Annotated in this window: 20 protein-coding genes, 1 tRNA gene and 2 pseudogenes; 15 read left to right on the top strand and 8 right to left on the bottom strand. The window is 28.5% G+C overall.

What is annotated here, in order from left to right:
• Positions 1-27: 27 nt before the first annotated feature.
• The 5 genes and pseudogenes from OT390_RS01160 to OT390_RS01140 form a co-directional block, all read right to left on the bottom strand.
• Positions 28-774, bottom strand: a complete 747-nt coding sequence (locus OT390_RS01160) for an energy transducer TonB (protein ID WP_002860645.1) — start codon at positions 772-774, stop codon at positions 28-30.
• Between the two features lies 1 nt (position 775).
• Positions 776-1,186 carry a biopolymer transporter ExbD gene (locus OT390_RS01155; protein ID WP_032587474.1) on the bottom strand — a complete coding sequence of 137 codons (411 nt, stop codon included), beginning with the start codon at positions 1,184-1,186 and terminating at the stop codon, positions 776-778.
• Positions 1,173-1,914 (bottom strand): annotated as a pseudogene (locus OT390_RS01150) (MotA/TolQ/ExbB proton channel family protein); the annotation flags it as partial. The gene OT390_RS01155 and the pseudogene OT390_RS01150, both read right to left, overlap by 14 nt.
• Positions 1,915-1,932: 18 nt before the next feature.
• Positions 1,933-4,210: pseudogene (locus tag OT390_RS01145) on the bottom strand (TonB-dependent receptor domain-containing protein).
• 10 nt (positions 4,211-4,220) lie between these two features.
• Complete coding sequence (locus OT390_RS01140) at positions 4,221-5,066, bottom strand: ChaN family lipoprotein (protein WP_032587472.1); 846 nt, start codon at positions 5,064-5,066, stop codon at positions 4,221-4,223.
• Between the two features lie 218 nt (positions 5,067-5,284).
• Here OT390_RS01140 and OT390_RS01135 point away from each other — a divergent pair, with 218 nt between their 5' ends.
• From OT390_RS01135 to OT390_RS01115, 5 genes are read left to right on the top strand one after another with little or no spacing between them, the layout of a single operon-like run.
• Positions 5,285-5,416 carry a lipoprotein gene (locus OT390_RS01135; protein WP_002859376.1) on the top strand — a complete coding sequence of 44 codons (132 nt, stop codon included), beginning with the start codon at positions 5,285-5,287 and terminating at the stop codon, positions 5,414-5,416.
• The gene (locus OT390_RS01130) at positions 5,413-6,417 is read left to right on the top strand and encodes a Fe(3+) ABC transporter substrate-binding protein (RefSeq protein ID WP_394535983.1); all 1,005 of its coding nucleotides are present in this window, start codon (positions 5,413-5,415) and stop codon (positions 6,415-6,417) included. Before OT390_RS01135 ends, OT390_RS01130 begins: the two co-directional genes overlap by 4 nt.
• Entirely contained in the window at positions 6,417-8,033 is a 1,617-nt protein-coding gene (locus tag OT390_RS01125; RefSeq protein ID WP_002852018.1) for an iron ABC transporter permease, read from the top strand. The genes OT390_RS01130 and OT390_RS01125 overlap by 1 nt, the downstream gene beginning before the upstream one ends.
• Positions 8,017-8,925: an ABC transporter ATP-binding protein gene (locus OT390_RS01120; protein ID WP_010891842.1), complete on the top strand. Its 909-nt coding sequence runs from the start codon at positions 8,017-8,019 to the stop codon at positions 8,923-8,925. The genes OT390_RS01125 and OT390_RS01120 overlap by 17 nt, the downstream gene beginning before the upstream one ends.
• 41 nt (positions 8,926-8,966) lie before the next feature.
• Positions 8,967-10,172: a saccharopine dehydrogenase family protein gene (locus OT390_RS01115; protein ID WP_032586624.1), complete on the top strand. Its 1,206-nt coding sequence runs from the start codon at positions 8,967-8,969 to the stop codon at positions 10,170-10,172.
• A gap of 27 nt (positions 10,173-10,199) precedes the next feature.
• On the opposite strand, the gene sodB is transcribed toward OT390_RS01115, so the two are convergent.
• A complete protein-coding gene (sodB, locus tag OT390_RS01110; RefSeq protein ID WP_002851662.1) occupies positions 10,200-10,862 on the bottom strand; it encodes a superoxide dismutase [Fe] in 663 nt (220 codons plus the stop codon).
• Positions 10,863-11,129: 267 nt separating this feature from the next.
• On the opposite strand from sodB, the gene OT390_RS01105 reads away from it, so the two are divergent.
• Complete coding sequence (locus tag OT390_RS01105) at positions 11,130-11,312, top strand: hypothetical protein (RefSeq protein ID WP_032586622.1); 183 nt, start codon at positions 11,130-11,132, stop codon at positions 11,310-11,312.
• Positions 11,313-11,447: 135 nt separating this feature from the next.
• Here OT390_RS01105 and OT390_RS01100 read toward each other — a convergent pair.
• A tRNA-Glu gene (locus OT390_RS01100) sits at positions 11,448-11,522 on the bottom strand.
• A 147-nt stretch (positions 11,523-11,669) separates the two neighbouring features.
• On the opposite strand from OT390_RS01100, the gene OT390_RS01095 reads away from it, so the two are divergent.
• Complete coding sequence (locus OT390_RS01095) at positions 11,670-12,233, top strand: manganese efflux pump MntP family protein (protein ID WP_002867928.1); 564 nt, start codon at positions 11,670-11,672, stop codon at positions 12,231-12,233.
• Here the strand turns inward: OT390_RS01095 and miaA are convergent.
• The gene (gene miaA / locus OT390_RS01090) at positions 12,219-13,088 is read right to left on the bottom strand and encodes a tRNA (adenosine(37)-N6)-dimethylallyltransferase MiaA (RefSeq protein ID WP_002851982.1); all 870 of its coding nucleotides are present in this window, start codon (positions 13,086-13,088) and stop codon (positions 12,219-12,221) included. The two genes, OT390_RS01095 and miaA, sit on opposite strands and share 15 nt — an antisense overlap.
• Positions 13,089-13,158: 70 nt before the next feature.
• Between miaA and mqnP the strand changes: the two genes are divergently transcribed.
• From mqnP to OT390_RS01050, 8 genes are read left to right on the top strand one after another with little or no spacing between them, the layout of a single operon-like run.
• Positions 13,159-14,043, top strand: coding sequence for a menaquinone biosynthesis prenyltransferase MqnP (gene mqnP, locus OT390_RS01085; RefSeq protein WP_002859371.1), 885 nt, complete (start codon positions 13,159-13,161; stop codon positions 14,041-14,043).
• Positions 14,034-14,531 carry a hypothetical protein gene (locus tag OT390_RS01080; RefSeq protein ID WP_002851641.1) on the top strand — a complete coding sequence of 166 codons (498 nt, stop codon included), beginning with the start codon at positions 14,034-14,036 and terminating at the stop codon, positions 14,529-14,531. The genes mqnP and OT390_RS01080 overlap by 10 nt, the downstream gene beginning before the upstream one ends.
• Positions 14,528-15,043, top strand: coding sequence for a DUF6115 domain-containing protein (locus tag OT390_RS01075; RefSeq protein WP_002851715.1), 516 nt, complete (start codon positions 14,528-14,530; stop codon positions 15,041-15,043). Before OT390_RS01080 ends, OT390_RS01075 begins: the two co-directional genes overlap by 4 nt.
• A gap of 12 nt (positions 15,044-15,055) precedes the next feature.
• On the top strand, positions 15,056-16,018 hold the full coding sequence (gene moaA, locus OT390_RS01070) for a GTP 3',8-cyclase MoaA (RefSeq protein ID WP_002860653.1): 963 nt from the start codon (positions 15,056-15,058) through the stop codon (positions 16,016-16,018).
• Positions 16,019-16,020: 2 nt separating this feature from the next.
• Positions 16,021-16,764 carry a 7-carboxy-7-deazaguanine synthase QueE gene (locus OT390_RS01065; RefSeq protein ID WP_002899315.1) on the top strand — a complete coding sequence of 248 codons (744 nt, stop codon included), beginning with the start codon at positions 16,021-16,023 and terminating at the stop codon, positions 16,762-16,764.
• Complete coding sequence (locus tag OT390_RS01060) at positions 16,761-17,342, top strand: 6-carboxytetrahydropterin synthase (RefSeq protein WP_002858675.1); 582 nt, start codon at positions 16,761-16,763, stop codon at positions 17,340-17,342. The genes OT390_RS01065 and OT390_RS01060 overlap by 4 nt, the downstream gene beginning before the upstream one ends.
• Positions 17,342-17,767, top strand: coding sequence for a cytochrome c (locus tag OT390_RS01055; RefSeq protein WP_002867930.1), 426 nt, complete (start codon positions 17,342-17,344; stop codon positions 17,765-17,767). Before OT390_RS01060 ends, OT390_RS01055 begins: the two co-directional genes overlap by 1 nt.
• A complete protein-coding gene (locus OT390_RS01050; RefSeq protein WP_002851635.1) occupies positions 17,767-18,174 on the top strand; it encodes a membrane protein in 408 nt (135 codons plus the stop codon). The genes OT390_RS01055 and OT390_RS01050 overlap by 1 nt, the downstream gene beginning before the upstream one ends.
• Position 18,175 lies beyond the last annotated feature (1 nt).

Below are 18,175 nucleotides of genomic sequence, written 5' to 3'. Positions count from 1 at the left end.
TCTAATAAACTTTTTTTAATCAAAAGTTTATTTTTTACCTAAATAGTCTTTAATATTGTAATCAATAGGCATAATAAAACTGATTTTATCACCATTTTTTAACATTTCTTTAGGCGGTTTTGGCAATGGAGAAGCTCTTTTAAATAAACTTAAAACTTCATTATTGAGCGCTGCATAAGGGCAAGATTTTTTAAGCTCTTTGCTTAAGACATTTCCGCTTTCATCAATGCTTACGCGAATTCTTACAACGCCTTCTTGTTTTTGCATTATCGCTTCTTGAGGATATTTTTTAAATTTAGTCAAATGAGCCATAAGCAAAGCTTGATAGCTTTTAACTTGTTCTTTAGCATTGCCACTTACTATAGTTTGTGTTTTATCTTCATTACTTTGTAGCGGAGCACTGAGCGATTCATTTTTAAATTTTGAATTTTCACTTGCATTAGCTATTTCTTTTTGAGCTTGGTTTTTATCTTGCTTTTTAATCTTTTTTTGAACTTTTAATACAGCATTTTTATCTTGAGAATCAAGATTTATTCTTTCGTCTTGTTTTTTGTTTTTATCTTGAGAATTACTCTTTTTTTGATCAATCGAAACTTCTTTTAATTCCCCGATAGGAAGCTCTGATACCATCATAATGGAAGTAAATTCTAATCCTTGTTTAAAATCAACACCACTTGATTTTTCTTGAGTATAAAAAGAAAAAAGGAAAAATATTAATACTAAAGCATGTAATATCAAACTTAACACAAACCCAAAAATCACACTAGACTTCATACTAATCCATCTTTTTACTTGAAAGAGCTATTTTTCCATAGCCATTCTCTTTTAATTTTTGCATTACTTGCATAATATCTTCATACTTTACACTTTTATCGATATGAAAATAAATAATTTCTTCTTTATTGCCTTTGATTTTTATATCTAAAGCACTTGAAAGATTTTCTAGGCTTAATTTATCATCATTAATAGCCAAAGTATTATCAGTATTTAAATAAAGTATGATGGGATTTTTAAGCTTATCCTCTGCTTGCTGCGAACTCTTGGGTAATTCTATTTTGATAGAACTTGTGATAAGAGGAGTAACAGCCATAAAAACAATCAATAATACAAGCATAATATCTATAAAAGGAGTTATATTGATCTCACTTAACTCCTCTTCTTTGTGAGCCATTTCAGTTTTTATCATTAAAATAACTCCTATGAAAAAGTATATAGACAAAATTTGCAAGCTCATCTAAATGGTGCATAAGTTTTAAATTTTTTCTTGTAAGATAATTATAAAAAAGCACCGCAGGGATAGCAGCTATCAAGCCAAAAGCTGTAGCAAACAAGGCTTCAGCTATACCAGGCGCAACGACTGCTAAAGAAGCATTGCCAAGATTTGCTATACCTATAAATGCATTCATAATTCCCCAAACTGTTCCAAAAAGCCCTATAAAAGGTGCGCTAGCACCTATACTCGCAAGCAAACTCAAGCCATTTTTGCTTGCTGTGATTTGCTTTGAGATGGTATTTTGCAAACGCAATTCTATACGCTCTTTTATATGATCATTTTTATATTCACTTTTTTCAAGCTCATCTTGAATTTCTAAAGATAAAACACCTGCAAAATCCTTTGTCTGATCTAATTCATTGAGATTTTTTAATTCTTTTATCTTTTGTATAGATGAGTCTAAATTTTTTTTCATAAAATAAAATTGCATAAGCTTAGAAATAAAAACTGCCCATGCTAAAATGGAAAATAAAACCAATATATAAATAACACCTTTTACCACCTCATCAGCATTTTGATAAAGACTAGAAAGAGAAAGCTCTATTTTAGGTGCTTCGGTTTCTATCTTAGAAGAATCAAAAGATAAATTTGTATCTGTTGCATTTAAATTTAACAATAAAAACAAAATAAAAACATTTTTTTTAACATTTGTATATTCCTTAATATTTATATTCAAAACTTACTATAAAAGTACGACCGCGAGCAGAATTATTATAAATATAAATAGGATTAAATAACCCTCCAACATTTTGACTATCACCAGTATTATAAGTATAAAGCGCATCCATATAGTTTTTGTCAAATAAATTTTGTATCTCTGCTTTGATTGTAAAGTTTTTCAAAATTTTATAATTTGCATAAAGATCAACGATAGTTGGTATTTTTGGTAATTTATCTGTAGTTTTAAGCGGAGCCATAGCATCAGGATTATTTGGATCATCTTCCAAACTGCCTACAGGAGCTATTCTCTTTGCTTTTCCTGTGTATTTGGCAAGAGCTCCTAGAGTCAGTTTTTCTTCAAATAATCTTACACCCATATCAAGATTAGCATAATGCTCTGGAAGTTGAGCAAATTGGCTTTGGCCTGATTGCGCTCCACCTGTTTCTAAAGATTCTGTATCTGAAAATTTATGCTTGGATTTTTGATAAGTATAAGATAGTATAGAATAAAAAAATCCTGTATCATATTTGAATTCAAGCTCAACTCCATGAAATTTAGCTTTTTCATCATCATTTAATTGCATAATAAAAATAGCTTTGTCAGCTTTTAGCCAATATCTTCTATTATAAATATAATTTTTTACCTTAGTATCATAATAAAGCACTTTAAAACCTAAAGTATCATTATTGTTTAAAATTTCATGTGCAAAAGAATTAAAACCGATTTGATAAGTATTTGCACTTTCAGCCCTTAAAAATGTGTTCATATTATGCTCCCCCTCATTTACATCATGGGTAAAAAAATACTCTTGGACATTTGGGATTCTATGGCTTTTAGAATAAGAAATAAAAGGATTAAAAAGTGGATGGATATCTGCTGAAAGCATTAAAAAATAATTAAAATTATTGTAATCCTTTTCTAAATTTGTCGCATTTTTTGGCTGACAATAAGAATTAGCCATACTACAAACTCCCTTATATCCACTTAATTGTGCATTGATCCAATTGACATTAGAATTTAGGGTGAAAATTCCCTTTGTAAAACTCGTATCCAAATAAAAGGTTTTAATATCTTGTTTTCCTTTAGGATAAAAACTAGTCAAAATATAAGGCAAAAGCACTCTATCTTCTGGAAAATCATTGCTATAATGATTATTTAAAATATTAACCCCATAAGTAAAATACAAATTTGAATCTTGTGAAAATTCTTTATTCATGGTATTGCTAAGATCAAAAGTTACCGCTCGATTTTTAGTTTTAATTCCACTCATATTGTGATAACCCCAAGTCTTGTCTTGATTATACTTTTGCTTTCCATCATTATAAGCAAATAAAAATTTTAAATCCAAAAGATTAGAATCAGGATTTAAACGATAGTCAATTTGATAAGTATCATTTGTAATCTTTCTACCCGCAAGATTGTTATTATAAGCTCTATAGTTTAAAATCGCCTCACTGATATCAGATTTGTATTCTACTTTAAAGAGCTGACTTCTAGGCTGATTATAAAGATTGTTTGGATTTATAGGTGCTGCTAAATTATCATCTGGAGTGCCATCATCAGTGTCAAATGGGGGTTTTTGATCGCCTATATAGCCTCCACCTCCGATTTTATAATTTTGAGAAACATTTTGCCCACTATAAGCAAATAAAATGCCTAAATTAGCATTATTTTCTAACATAATTTTTCCTGCTATAGCACCCATAAAATTAGGTCCTATAGCATTGCTACCATAAGAGTATTTTCCCAAAAAACCAAAAACTCTTCCTTCTTGTACTATATCATCTACGCCTATAGTTCTAAAATTAGCCGAACCCATTAAAGCATTAGCTCCATTTGCCCCGCTAAAAGTTCCACGATTAACATCTAAGGCGACTAAAAAATTTTTATCTATTGGAGCTGTAAAACTTGAAGTTCCAATTTGCCCATGAAAGCTATCATCACTTGCAGAACCAAAAAAAGTTTGAGTTACACCATCAATTTGTGTATTTACTCTTCCAAGTCCTGTCATACCGCGAATATTTACTGAACCCCCCCCCCTGCGCTTGATCTACTTGAGTATAAGCACCAGGAATACTACGCACTATAGAATCTATACTTTGAGTGCTTGAATTTAAATTATCTCTTGTGCTTGTTGCTCCGGGAGTTACAAAGGGTTTTTCATCATTTTTGATTTTTGAGCCTGAAATTTCAAGACTATCAAATTCTAATTCTTCGGAAAAAGCAAAATTAGCAAAATATAAACCCATAACACAAAATAAACTTAATTTTTTCATTAATTTTTCCTTAATAATAAATAAAAGTATAATCACTGTCTTTTAAATCCATTCCTCCATAGTTTAAATTCACTACAACTATTTTTTTACTGCTTTTAAAATCTTGTATATGTAAAGGAATTCCTATTTTTTTACTTGTATGATAGCTTCCAGCTAGCAATAAAACTTTATTTGGATGATGAACCAATACATCCGCCATACGCCTGTCTTTGAATTGCTGAATTTCTACTAATTTATCTAGCAATTTTTTATTTTCTTCAGGATTTAACTCATGGCTTAAGGATATAATGTCAAAAAGTTGTTTTTTTACTTCATTTGTGGTTGAAACATAACCTTTTAAGGGCTGAGCCCCATTATAAATACTTGTAATTTCTGAGCGTGAAAGATTTGCACCTAATATTTTTGACTTTGAATAAAAAACCACATTGACAAATTGCTCATAATCTTTCCATTTCCAGACCTTATCCCAATTTAAGGCATTAGCAAGTTCGTTAGCCTTAATGTTTTTTTTATTTTTAAAAGCTTTATCTAAGTGATTTTGCTCTGTGCTTGCTAACATTTCTAAAGCTACATCAAAGCTGATATTTTGAGAACTTAAATTTCCTTCTAAAGCATTAAAAATCATAACTTGGCTTATCTTATGTTTAACCTCATCATGTTTTTCACCAAGCAGTATCACATCTGCTTTTAGCAATTCTAAAATCATATCTTCAAAAGAAATCTTTTTTTGAGTATAAGCATCAAGTATATAAAAATCTTTATTTTCTTGAAGTGGAGATGATTTTTGCAAAACAGCACAAGCATTAAATATAAAACCTATAAATAGCGTGCCTAGTATAATATAAAATTTTGTCATTATTGTTACTTTCTTAGTCGTTTATTTTTGATATTGAATATTAATATTTTATATATAAAAATACTCTTAAATATTTATATTAAGATTTAATTATTTATAATTAATATCAAAATTTATTATAATAAAATGAAAATATTTATCAGTTATAAAGTCATTAAGTTACTTTATATTTACTTTTTAATATTAATATTTCTTATCAAAATATCTAAAAGGAATTAATATCTATGAAAAAAATAATTTTATTTTTACTATGCGTTGGCTTTGCTTTTGCTTGCTCTGAACATTCTCATACCGATTTTAAAGATCTTAATAAAACCGAGTATAATTCTCAATTAAAGGATAAAATATGAAAAAAATCTTCTTTATGTTTTTAACAGCTGTTTCATTTTTAGGTGCTAGTGAGCTTAATATTTACTCAGCAAGACATTATAATGCTGATTTTGAAATCATAAAAAAATTCGAAGAAAAAACAGGTATTAAGGTCAATCATACTCAAGCTAAAGCTTCAGAACTTATTAAAAGACTTTCTCTTGAAGGAAGTAATTCTCCTGCTGATATTTTCATCACAGCTGATATTTCAAATCTTACAGAAGCTAAGAATTTAGGACTTTTATCCCCTGTTTCATCAAAATATTTAGAAGAATTTATACCCGCTCATTTAAGAGATAAGGATAAAGAATGGTTTGCGATTACAAAAAGAGCAAGAATTATTGCTTACAACAAAAACGCAAATATCGATATTAGCAAAATGAAAAATTATGAAGATTTAGCAAAAGCTGAATTTAAAGGAGAAATTGTTATGAGAAGTGCTACAGCTCCTTATAGCAAAACTCTTTTAGCATCTATTATAGCTAATGACGGAAATAAAGAGGCTAAAGCATGGGCTAAAGGTGTGCTTGAAAATCTTGCGACAAATCCAAAGGGTGGGGATAGAGATCAAGCCAGACAAGTATTTGCAGGCGAAGCTAAATTTGCAGTTATGAATACTTATTATATAGGGCTTTTAAAGAATTCTAAAAATCCAAAAGATGTAGAAGTGGGGAATTCTTTGGGTATTATTTTTCCTAATCAAGACAATAGAGGAACGCATATTAACATTAGCGGTATTGCTATGACAAAATCAAGTAAAAATCAAGATGCGGCTAAAAAATTTATGGAATTTATGTTAAGTCCTGAAATTCAAAAAATTCTTACTGATAGTAATTATGAATTTCCTATAAGAAATGATGTAGAATTACGCCAAACGGTAAAAGATTTTGGAACTTTCAAAGAAGATCAAATCCCTGTGAGTAAGATAGCAGAAAATATTAAAGAAGCGGTTAAAATTTACGATGAAGTCGGTTTTAGATAATGTATAAAACCTTAAAATACTATAAACTCGGGGCAATTTTACTTGCCCTTTTTCTTGCTTTACCTATTTTTGGTATTTTTGCTGAACTTTTTTATATTTTATTTCAAAATTTTAATACAAGTGATTTAACCCAATTTTCATCTATTAAAGAAAATTTGAGTCATTTTTTTGATTATTTATTTTTAAAATTCATCAAAGATACTTTTATAATTAGCATGGGAGTATTGTGTTTAAGCTTGATTTTGGGTGTGAGTTCTGCTTATTTGATTGCAAATTATGATTTTTATTTCTGTAAAATTTTAGAAAAATTACTCATTTTACCCTTAGCCATACCTGCTTATATTTTAGCCTTTGTTTATGTGGGAATTATGGATTTTCAAGGATTTTTTCACGAAAATTTTGGCTTTAGGATAGATTTTTTCAATCATTATGGTGTTATTTTTGTTTTGGCTATTTCTTTATATCCTTATATTTATTTATTTGCTAAAACAGCTTTTAAAAGTGAAGCTAAAGAGGCTTATGAAGTAGCTAAAATCATGAAATATTCTGAATTTAGAATTTTTACACGCGTGGCACTTTTGAGTGCAAGACCTGCCATTTTTTCTGGAGCTTTATTGGTTTTAATGGAAACTTTGAGTGATTATGGTGCAAGTGCTTATTTGGGAGTGGATACTTTTTCGGCTGGAATTTTTAAACTCTGGTATGATTTGAATGATTCTTATTCTTCTAGTGTTTTATCGGGTATTTTAATGCTTTTTGTATTTTTGATTATGTATGTGGATTATTATTATAAAAATAAACATCATTATAGTTTTAATCAAAATTTAGCTCTTTTTATCAAAAAAAGAAAATTAAATCCTATTAAACAAATTCTATCCTGTATTTATTGTTTTATGATTGCTTTTGTAGGTTTTATTTTACCTTTTATTTGGCTAGTTTATTGGGGGCTAAAAGATCATAAGCTTTTTGAATCGCAATTTTATATTATCAGTTTTCAAACTATAATCTTAGCTTTAATCACTGCTTTAATTACCACTTTTTTAGCTTATTTTTTGATGTTTAGCTCTAGGATAGTTAAAAATCATTTTTTTAATTTATTTATTTTAAAAATAAGTTCTTTGGGTTATTCTATACCTGCTGCTGCTTTAGGGATTAGCATTATAGTGCTTTTTGTATTTTTGGATAAATTTTTTCACATGAGTTTATTGGGAAATTCTTTACTTGTTCTTGTTTTTGCTTATATAATTCGTTTTTTAGCGAGTGCAATTTATTCTTTAGAGGGAGGATATAATAAAATTCATCTAAATATTGATGAAGCAAGTTTAAATTTAAGAACGAGTTATTTTATTTTATTTTTTAAAATTCACACACCTTTAATGAAACATTTTTTATTTTTGGCTTTTATTATTGTTTTTATTGATACGATTAAAGAACTTCCTTTAAGTAGAATTTTAGCGCCTTTTGGCTTTGAAACTTTAAGTGTTAAAGCTTTCTGGTTTGCAAGTGATGAAAGAATTTATGATGCAGCTTTGCCTTCCTTGTTTATCGTTTTTCTTTCTTTAATGGTTGTTGTTTGGATGGATAAAATCACAAGGAAAGATGATGTTAGAAATTAAAAATTTATCTAAAAATTTTGGAAAAATACAAGCTTTAGAAAATATCAATCTTCATGTCAAAGAAGGAGAATTTTTAAGCATTTTAGGAGGTAGTGGAAGCGGAAAAAGCACGCTTTTAAGGATTATTGCTAAGCTTGAACAAGCTAGTTCTTATGATTTGTTTTCTTGCAAAGGTGAAGTGGCTTTGATGTTTCAAAATTATGCTTTATTTCCTCATTTAAATGTTGAGAAAAACATACTTTTTGCACTTTATGATAAAAAAGATAAAAATCAAATTTTAAATCATTTGCTTAAAACTTTTGAAATTGAAGATTTAAGATATAAAAAAATCGATGAAATTTCAGGAGGACAAGCGCAAAGAGTGGCTTTTGCTAGAGCTATGGCAAGAGGATGTAAGCTTTTGCTTTTAGATGAACCTTTTTCTAATTTGGATCAAAATTTAAAACAGGATTTAAGAAGAGAATTGAAAAAAATGATAGAAAATCAAGGCATTACGGCTATTATGGTAACTCATGATATTGAAGATGCTTATTGTATGTCTGATCAAATCGCTTTTTTAGAAAAAGGAAAAATTTTAGCTCATGCAAATCCTAAAGAGCTTTATTTTAAACCTGATTTTAAAAGTGCACAAATTTTACCTGATTTAAATATCATAGAAGAAAAACTTGATTTAGAAGATGAATTTTTTGCTTGGATAGCTTCAAAAAATTATATTTTTGGTTATGCAGAGCTTAAAATAGGAAATCGCTTTGAGGCTAAAATTTTACAAAAAGAATTTTTAGGGGCTTTTTGTAGGCTAAAATTACTTTATAAAAATATAATTTTTTTTATTTTGGTGAGCTCAAGTTATGATTTAGAAGAGAAAATAAGTTTTGATATTATCAATTTTTAGTTTAAATTTGATAAAATCAAAAAAATTTTTGAAGGATAGGAATGAAAAATCTTTTAATCATAGGCGCAGGTGGAGTAAGTCGTGTGGCTACTGTAAAATGCGCAATGAATTCTGATACTTTTAGCAAAATCACTTTAGCTAGTAGAACAAAAAGCAAATGTGATGAAATCGCTACTTTTATCAAAGAGCGTTTAGGGGTTCAAATTGAAACAGCGCAAATTGATGCTGATGATAGCAATGCGGTTGTAGAACTTATCAAGAAAACAGGAGCGCAAATTTTACTCAATGTTGCTTTGCCTTATCAAGATTTGAGTTTAATGGATGCTTGTATAAAAGCAGGGATTGATTATATAGATACGGCAAATTATGAACATCCTGATTTAGCTAAATTTGAATACAAAGAGCAATGGGTGAGAAATGATGAGTTTAAACAAGCAGGAATTTTAGGACTTTTAGGAAGTGGATTTGATCCTGGTGTAACTAATGTTTTTTGTGCTTATGCACAGCAAAATTTATTTGATGAAATTTCTTATATAGATATTTTAGATTGCAATGCAGGTAATCATGGCTATGCTTTTGCGACGAATTTTAACCCTGAAATCAATCTGCGTGAGGTTTCTGCTAAAGGGCGTTATTGGGAAAATGGCAAGTGGATAGAAACGCAGCCTATGGAAATAAAAATGGAGTGGGATTATCCAGAAGTAGGAGTGAAAGATAGCTATTTGCTTTATCATGAAGAACTTGAAAGCTTGGTAAAAAATATCAAAGGTTTAAAAAGAATACGCTTTTTTATGACTTTTGGACAAAGTTATTTAACTCACATGAAATGTCTTGAAAATGTTGGAATGCTAGGGATTAAACCTGTGATACACCAAGGTAAAGAAATCATTCCTATAGAATTTTTAAAAACCTTGCTTCCTGATCCTGCAAGTTTAGGACCACGCACTAAAGGTTATACCAATATAGGTTGTGTGATTCGTGGTAAAAAAGATGGAAAAGACAAACAAGTTTATATTTATAATGTTTGCAATCATGAAGAATGTTACAAAGAAACTGGCGCGCAAGCTGTGAGCTATACTACAGGTGTTCCTGCTATGATAGGTACGAAATTAATCGCTAAAGGAATTTGGCAAGGAAAAGGCGTGTTTAATATGGAAGAATTTGACGCTAAGCCTTTTATGGAAGAGCTGAATTCTCAAGGACTTCCTTGGAAGATTATCGAAATGACTCCAAGCTTAGGAGAGTAAAAAAGGCATCGTTTTGATGCCTTTAAATTATTTTACAGGGTGAAGTTCATTTGCATAAAAGCTAACTGATCCCATGCCTTCTTTTAAAGCCCATTCGTAAGCTTTTGCAACAAATTCCCAGTTAATATGAGCATAGAATTTTTCTAAATAAGCAGGGCGTGCATTACGATGATCTACATAATAAGCATGTTCCCAAACATCTACAACAAGTAAAGGAACTTTATCTTCAGTAATTGGTGTAGCTGCGTTTGAAGTACCTACAAATTCTAGTTTTTGATTTTTAGTATTATAAACTAACCAAAACCATCCTGAACCAAAAACTCCTGTAGCGCCTTTGATAAATTCAGCTTTGAAATTTTCTAAAGATCCAAATTCTTTTTCTAGTGCCGCTTGTAAATTAGCATCTATACTTTGACATGAACCGCCACAGCCACAGCCTGTACTTGGCTTAATGCAATCAAAATAAAAATCATGATTATAAACTTGAGCTGCGTTATTAAATACGCCCCCATTTGAAGTTTTGATAATACTTACAAGATCTTTACCTGCAAATTCAGTATCTTTAATAAGATTATTTAGATTTGTAACATAAGTATTGTGATGTTTTCCATGATGATAGCTAAAAGTTTCAGCACTCAAAAAATCACCAAAAGCATTGGTATCATAAGGTAATTTTCTTAATTCAAACATAATTTCTCCTTTATTTTTAGTTTGATATTGAAAATATTACCATAATAATATTAAAAAGAGTAAAAATATCTTAAAAGCTTAGTGGGTAAAATTTCTATTTATTTAACCTAAATAAAATAAGATACATTTATAATATATTTTAATAATAATTTAAATATATTATAAAAAATTATATTTTTTTGAAATATTTTTACAAAAATATCTATTTGTTGATTTTTAATAATTACAATTAATTTGCAACTAAAAATTATTCATAAGGAGGAAAATATGAAAAAAGTTGTACTAATCTCAGCATTACTAGGTGCTTTCGCAGCTAATGTTTTTGCAGCTGATACTCCAAGCGATGTAAATCAAACACATACAAAAGCTCATCATTCAAAAGCTAAAGCTGATAAAAAACATGAAGCTAAAACTCACAAAAAAACAAAAGAGGAAACACCAGCTCAATAATGCCCAGCCTTGATATAAGTCTATAATAGACTTATATCAAAAGCTATTCGTATTCTACAAAATAAATTATTAATATTTATTAAATTTCAATAGAAAAAATGAAAAAATTGTTATTTTAAAAGAAAAATTAAAAAGTGGTGACCCATACGAGACTCGAACTCGTGTTACCGCCGTGAAAGGGCGATGTCCTAACCGCTAGACGAATGGGCCACTTTTAAGGAGTAAAAAATAAAAATGAAATTGAATTATATATATTTATTTCTTAAAATTTAATTAAATATATCAAAATTATGTGATTTTTATCTTTGTTTAATTATAATTTCATCTTCAATTTTTTATAAAATTTTAGGATTTATTATGGATTTTTATAGTCTTATTTTTTTATCCTGTGCTTTAGGAATGGATGCTTTTGCTGTATCACTATGCAAAGGTTTTAGTGTTAAAAAACTACATTTAAAACATTATCTTATTGTTGGAATTTATTTTGGTGGATTTCAAGCTTTGATGCCAACTATTGGTTATTTTATAGGCATAACTTTTGCATCTTTTATTGCGAGTATTGATCATTGGATAGCTTTTATTTTACTTTCTTTAATAGGATTAAAAATGATCAAAGAGTCATTGGAAAATGAAAATTGCGATAGTAATGCCAATCAATTTGGCTTTAAAACCATGCTAGCTTTAGCAATTGCTACGAGTATCGATGCACTAGCAGTTGGTGTGAGTTTTGCATTTTTAAATATAAATTTATTATTAGCTATATTTTTAATAGGTATTATCACCTTCATTTTATGTATCATTGCTCTAAAAATAGGGAATAAATTTGGAATTTATCTTAAAAATAAAGCTGAACTTTTAGGCGGATTGGTTTTAATTATACTAGGAGTAAAAATTCTAATAGAACATTTATTTTTCGATTGAAAATTTCATTCTTAAAGTAGCTAAAGCTTTATCAAATTCCAAGGCTTTACTTTGAAATTTTTTATTAAAAGTTCTTTGTCTTTTGGCAAGTTGTGTAGTATGTATCGTGATTAAATTTTCAAGCTCTTTAAAGGAAATTTCTCCATCTAAATATTCTTTACACTCTTTCAAACCTATAGAATTTAATGCTTTAAGTTTATGATCAAATTTAGAAAAAAGAATTTTTGCTTCATCTAAAAGTCCATTATCAAGCATTTCTTTTGTTCTAGTTTTAATACGTTTTTTTAAAATTTCTTTATCCCACGCAAGCTCATAAATTTCTATATCTTTAAGCACCCCAGTTTTTTGTGTTCTTTTTAAAAATTCACTAGGAATTTCTCTTGTTTGTTCATAAATACCCAGCCATTTTTTTAATCTATAAGTATCATTTTTTTCTATTTTATAGTTTGGATCAATATTTAATAAAAGAGCATAAATTTCATCGTTATTTAAAGAACTCTTTGACTCTAAGGTTTTTTCACTTAAACCATCTATCATAGTTTTTAAATAAAATCCAGTTCCACCTACTATAATTAGAGGTAAATTTCTAGCTAAAGCAAATTCTTTTGCTTTTTGATATTCTCTTATGAATAACTCAACATTAAAATGTTCATTCACGCTCAATAAATTTACCCCAAAGTATTTTATACTCGCAAGATCATCTTGTGAAGGCTTGGCACTTGCTATATTAATCTCTTTATAAACACAAAGACTATCAAGACTTAAAACAACAGCATTAAATTCTCTTGCTAAAGTATTGGCTATGTATGTTTTTCCACTCGCGGTTGTTCCTATTAATGCTATTTCAAAAAACATTTTAATATTTATCCTAAAATTTATAAAAATTTTAGTAAAATCATAGCAAAAAATATTTTAAAGTAGAAAAATGAACACATTCTGGATAAAATTTAAAGATATTTTAGAACTTGTAGTATTTAAGCATTCTATTTTTGCTTTGCCTTTTTTATTTTCCTCTATGATTGTAGCATCAAAACTTGCAAATGACACTGCTTGGTTTGGTTTTAAGGCGTTGATTTTAGGCATTATTTGTGCGGTAAGTGCAAGAAATTTTGCCATGGCTACAAATCGTTTAATGGATGAAGATATAGATAAGGATAATCCTCGTTGTGCAAATCGCCCTAATGTCAGTGGAAAAATAGGTAGAAAAAGCGTATGGATTTTTATCATTATTAATGCACTTATTTTTATATCATGTTCTTATTTTATTAATACCTTGGCCTTTTATTTGTCTTTTCCTGTGCTTTTGGTATTGGCTATTTATTCAGCTTTTAAGCGCTTTAGTTCTTTAGCACATTTAGTTTTAGGATTTTGTTTAGGACTTGCGCCTATTGCAGGAAGTGTTATAATTATGGGTGAAATTCACATTTATAGCGTTATTTTATGTTTAGGTGTAACTTTTTGGACAGCTGGGTTTGATCTGCTTTATTCTTTACAAGATATGGAGTATGATAAAAAAATAGGACTTCACTCTATTCCTGCTAAATTTGGTTCAAAGGCTACTTTATTTATATCAGCTTTTTGCCATATTTTAGCGGTATTATTTTGGCTTCTTTTTGTGTGGGAAGTTTGGGGTGTAGCACTTGGAAAAATAGCACTTATTGGGGTAATTATAAGCGGTATTATTTTAGCCTTGGAACATAAAATTGTTCACAAGAATTTTGCTCATATTGATAGAGCATTTTTTACTCTAAATGGTTATTTAAGTATTATCTTTTTTATTTTTATTTGGATTGATTTATTATGGAATTAGCACTTTTTAAAGCAGGATTTGAAGCTCATTTAGAATGTTGTGAAATAGAAAATAACCGTTTTCTTGGAGAATACCTAAAACTTGGAGCAATTTCTCAAATTTTAAAATGGAAAAAACTTGCTTTACGCATTGATTTTGACGAGGGTGAAAAAATTATTTTTGATCTTCTTTTAAGTCTAAAAGAAGATATTTTAAGGCTTGAAAATTCTTTAGATAAAAATAAAGAACTTATACCACTTAAGCAAAAAGGGGTAATAGAATCTTTAAATTTTGAGTATCTAAATTTTTTGGATACTATTTTAGAAGAAGATAAAGAATATTATTTAAGATTTGATTTAAATAATCAAAAAATAGCTATTTTTATCAAAGCTCAAAGTCAAACATTGGCAAAAATTATCAAAATTAAGCCTGAAGACAAAATGGCTTTTGATGCTTTTGTTGTTGAAATCCAAAGAAATATGATAAGAAATAAGAAAGGCCAAGAATGAGTGATGATGTACTTTATTTAGTTTTTATAATTGTGCTTTTAATTGCAATGCTAGCCTACATGAATATCAAAGAAAGAGAAAATAATGCAAAAATAGCAAAACTTCAAAATGTGATAGAAGATATTACCAAAGAACTTCATTATTTTCGTAAAGAATTAGGAGTTAAAGATGATAGCGAAGAGGATGAAGACTATAAAACCTCTCTTTTAAAAGAAGAAATTATGATTGAACTTGATAAACAAATCAGTTCAAAAATCACTCCTGTTTTAAGAACACTAAAAACTATGGAACATATCATAGAAGATTTTCAAAATGAACAACAAAATCGTCTTTTAAATTTGGAACAAAAAGCACAAAGCATGGCTAAACTTACACCAAATTACGATACAGAAGAACAAAAAATAGAAAATCTTTTCAAAGAAGGAAAAAGCATAGAACAAATCGCTAAAGATTTACGCATTGGCACTGGAAATGTAGAACTTGTCTTAAAATTTAAGAAATTAATAAAATAGAATGGAAAATAAATGCTTATAGATCAATTCGGTAGAAAGATAAATTATCTTAGAATTTCAGTTACACAAAGATGTAACTTTCGCTGCCTTTATTGTATGCCAAAAATTCCTTTCGATTATCAGCCAAAAGAAAATTTATTAAGCTTCGAAGAACTTTTTTTATTTGTTAAAGCAGCTATAGACGAAGGAATTGAAAAAATCCGTATAACAGGTGGGGAACCTTTATTAAGAAAAGATTTAAGTATTTTTATAAAAATGATTAACGATTATAAAAGCGATATTGACCTTGCTATAACTACAAATGGATTTTTACTAAAAGACTTTGCTAAAGACCTAAAAAATGCTGGACTTAAACGACTTAATATTTCACTTGATACCCTAGATCACAAAAAAGCAAAAACTCTTGCGCAAAAAGATATATTAGATAGTGTTTTATCTGGAATTGATGAAGCTTTAAATCTAGATTTGAAAGTAAAACTTAATACTGTAGCTCTTAAAAATTTAAACGATGATGAACTGATATCTCTTTTGGAATTTGCAAAATCAAAAAAAGCTCAAATTCGCTTTATAGAATTTATGGAAAATACTCATGCTTATGGTAAATTACAAGGATTAAAAAGAGATGAAATTATACAAATTTTGAGTCAAAAATATCAAATTCAACTTATAAAAAAAGATGAAAAAGCACCTGTGAGTATTTACAAGGCAGATGATTATGAATTTGGAATTATAGATCCTCATAGCCATGAATTTTGCGATTCTTGCAATCGCATACGCTTAAGTGCTGAAGGCTTGTTAATACCTTGTCTTTATTTTGATGAAGCATTAAGCATAAAAGAAGCGGTTCGAAAAGGTGATATTAAAGCCGCTGTAGAAATATTACAAGAAGTATTAAGAAATAAACCAGAAAAAAATAAATGGAGTGTTGTTGATAATGAAACCTCATCTCGTGCTTTTTATCAAACTGGAGGTTAATTTTGCAACTTGTTGAAAGTTTCTTAAGCATTCAAGGAGAAGGTAAATATAATGGAAAATTAGCTATTTTTATGCGTTTTGCTGGTTGTAATTTCAACTGTTTAGGTTTTAATGTAAAAATATCAAAAAACGATAAAACTCTCATTGGATGTGACACGATAAGAGCTGTTTTCACAAAAGATTTTAAAGAAAGTTATGAAACTTTAAATGCTAATGAACTTTTAAAAAGAGTGATAAAATTAAAACAAGACTTTGATCCTATAGTTGTTATCACAGGTGGAGAGCCATTAATCCATTATGAAAATCCTGAATTTATAGAATTTATCCAAATGTTATTAAAAAATAAATTCGAAATACACTTTGAAAGCAATGGAAGCATAGAAATTGATTTTGATAGATATCCTTTTTACAAAGAATGTATTTTTGCTTTAAGCGTTAAACTCCAAAATAGTGGGATAAAAAAAGATAAACGATTAAATTTTAAAGCTTTAAAAGCATTTAAAAATTACGCAAAAGATAGTTTTTATAAATTTGTTTTAGATGCCAATACTCTTGATAATTCATTTTTAGAAATCAATGAAATTCTAAAAGAAGCTCCAAATCAAATTTTTTGTATGCCTATGGGTGAAAATGAGCAAAACCTTAAAAAAAATGCTCAAAAAATTGCTGAATTTTGTATTAAGAATGGTTATAATTATTCTGATAGAATTCATATTCGTCTTTGGAACGATAAAGAGGGTGTATGATTATAAGAAAATTATTTGAATTTGAAAACGCACACATTGTTAGATTTTGTTCTTCTAAGCGTTGCAAAAGTAGCATTCATGGACATTCTTACAAAGTTGAAGTTTTACTTGAAAGCAAATATTTAGATAATGCTGGAATGGTCTATGATTTTGGACTTTTAAAAACCTATATACGCCAAATTATTGATAGTTTTGATCATGCTATCACTCTTTTTAAATATGATGACGCAAAATATTTAGAAGAAATGAAAAAATATTCAAGTCGTTGGATTTGCCTGCCTGTTAATGTAAGTGCTGAAAATTTTTGTCGTGTATTTTTCATACTTATAGATGCTTTATTAAAACAAACGAAAATGGTAAATGGAGAACAAGGAGTGACTTTACAAAGCATCATTGTTCATGAAACAAGAACAGGTTATGCACAAGGTTTTAGAGAAGATGCCTATAGTGAGCTAATGCCAAAAATTTCACTTCAAGACATAGAATTTTCCAATGGCATTAAAGCAGAATGGAATGATATAGATTTTTATAACAAATTAAAAAATGAAGAAATTTTTATAAATCCAAAGGAGATTTAATGCAAAAAGCTAAAATTTTAATTGCCTTAAGTTTTTTTTTATTAGTTTTATCTGCCTGTTCTAATGATGAAAAAAATATTTCCAAGACTCAAAATACAGATCAAGAAGTAGTCCAAATAGAACAAAACGATGAAAAAACAGAATTAAGTGACTCCAACCTGCCTTTACCTGTAGATGATGAAGCACAAAGTTCAGATGATGAACATGAAGTCAATCCTAGTATTATCAACTCTTTATATAAACAAAAATGCGCCACTTGTCATGGAGAAAAAGGGGAATTAAAACCTAAAAACAGCACGGCCATTAAAACCTTGAGCAATAAAATTTTTATACAAAAAATAAAAACGATAAAAGATAAAAACCATAGTTTTTTAAGTGATGAACAAATTCAAAATTTAGCTGATTTTATAAACAAAGGAAAATAATGGATCAAAGTTACGAATTCTTTTTAGCTTTACATCTTTATAGTCTTTATGCGAGCGGTTTTTTAATGCTTTTTTATCTTATACTAACACAAGGAAATTTTAAAACCGAATTCATTTTTATTCGCAGAATACGATTATTTTTACCAATTTATTATTTATTTTTAGCTTTGATTATTTTTACAGGTTGTTTGTTATCAGCAATGAAACAATTTCAAATGAATGTCAATATCTGGGTAATGATTTTTTCTTGGATCTTAATTTTTGCCTTAGCAATTTTTCACTTTGTTTGTTTTAAAAAAGCAAGAAGATTTAGAAAATATGCCACTTTTAGATGGATTAGTTGTTTGATTTTACCTTTTGAAATTTTTTTATTGTTTTTGCCTTTTTTAATAGAAAGATATCTATAAA

Source organism: Campylobacter sp. CFSAN122748 (assembly GCF_045277125.1).
Taxonomy (GTDB): domain Bacteria; phylum Campylobacterota; class Campylobacteria; order Campylobacterales; family Campylobacteraceae; genus Campylobacter_D; species Campylobacter_D jejuni.
Note: the sequence above shows the minus strand (reverse complement) of the source record. Positions and strands in the feature narration are given on the sequence as shown.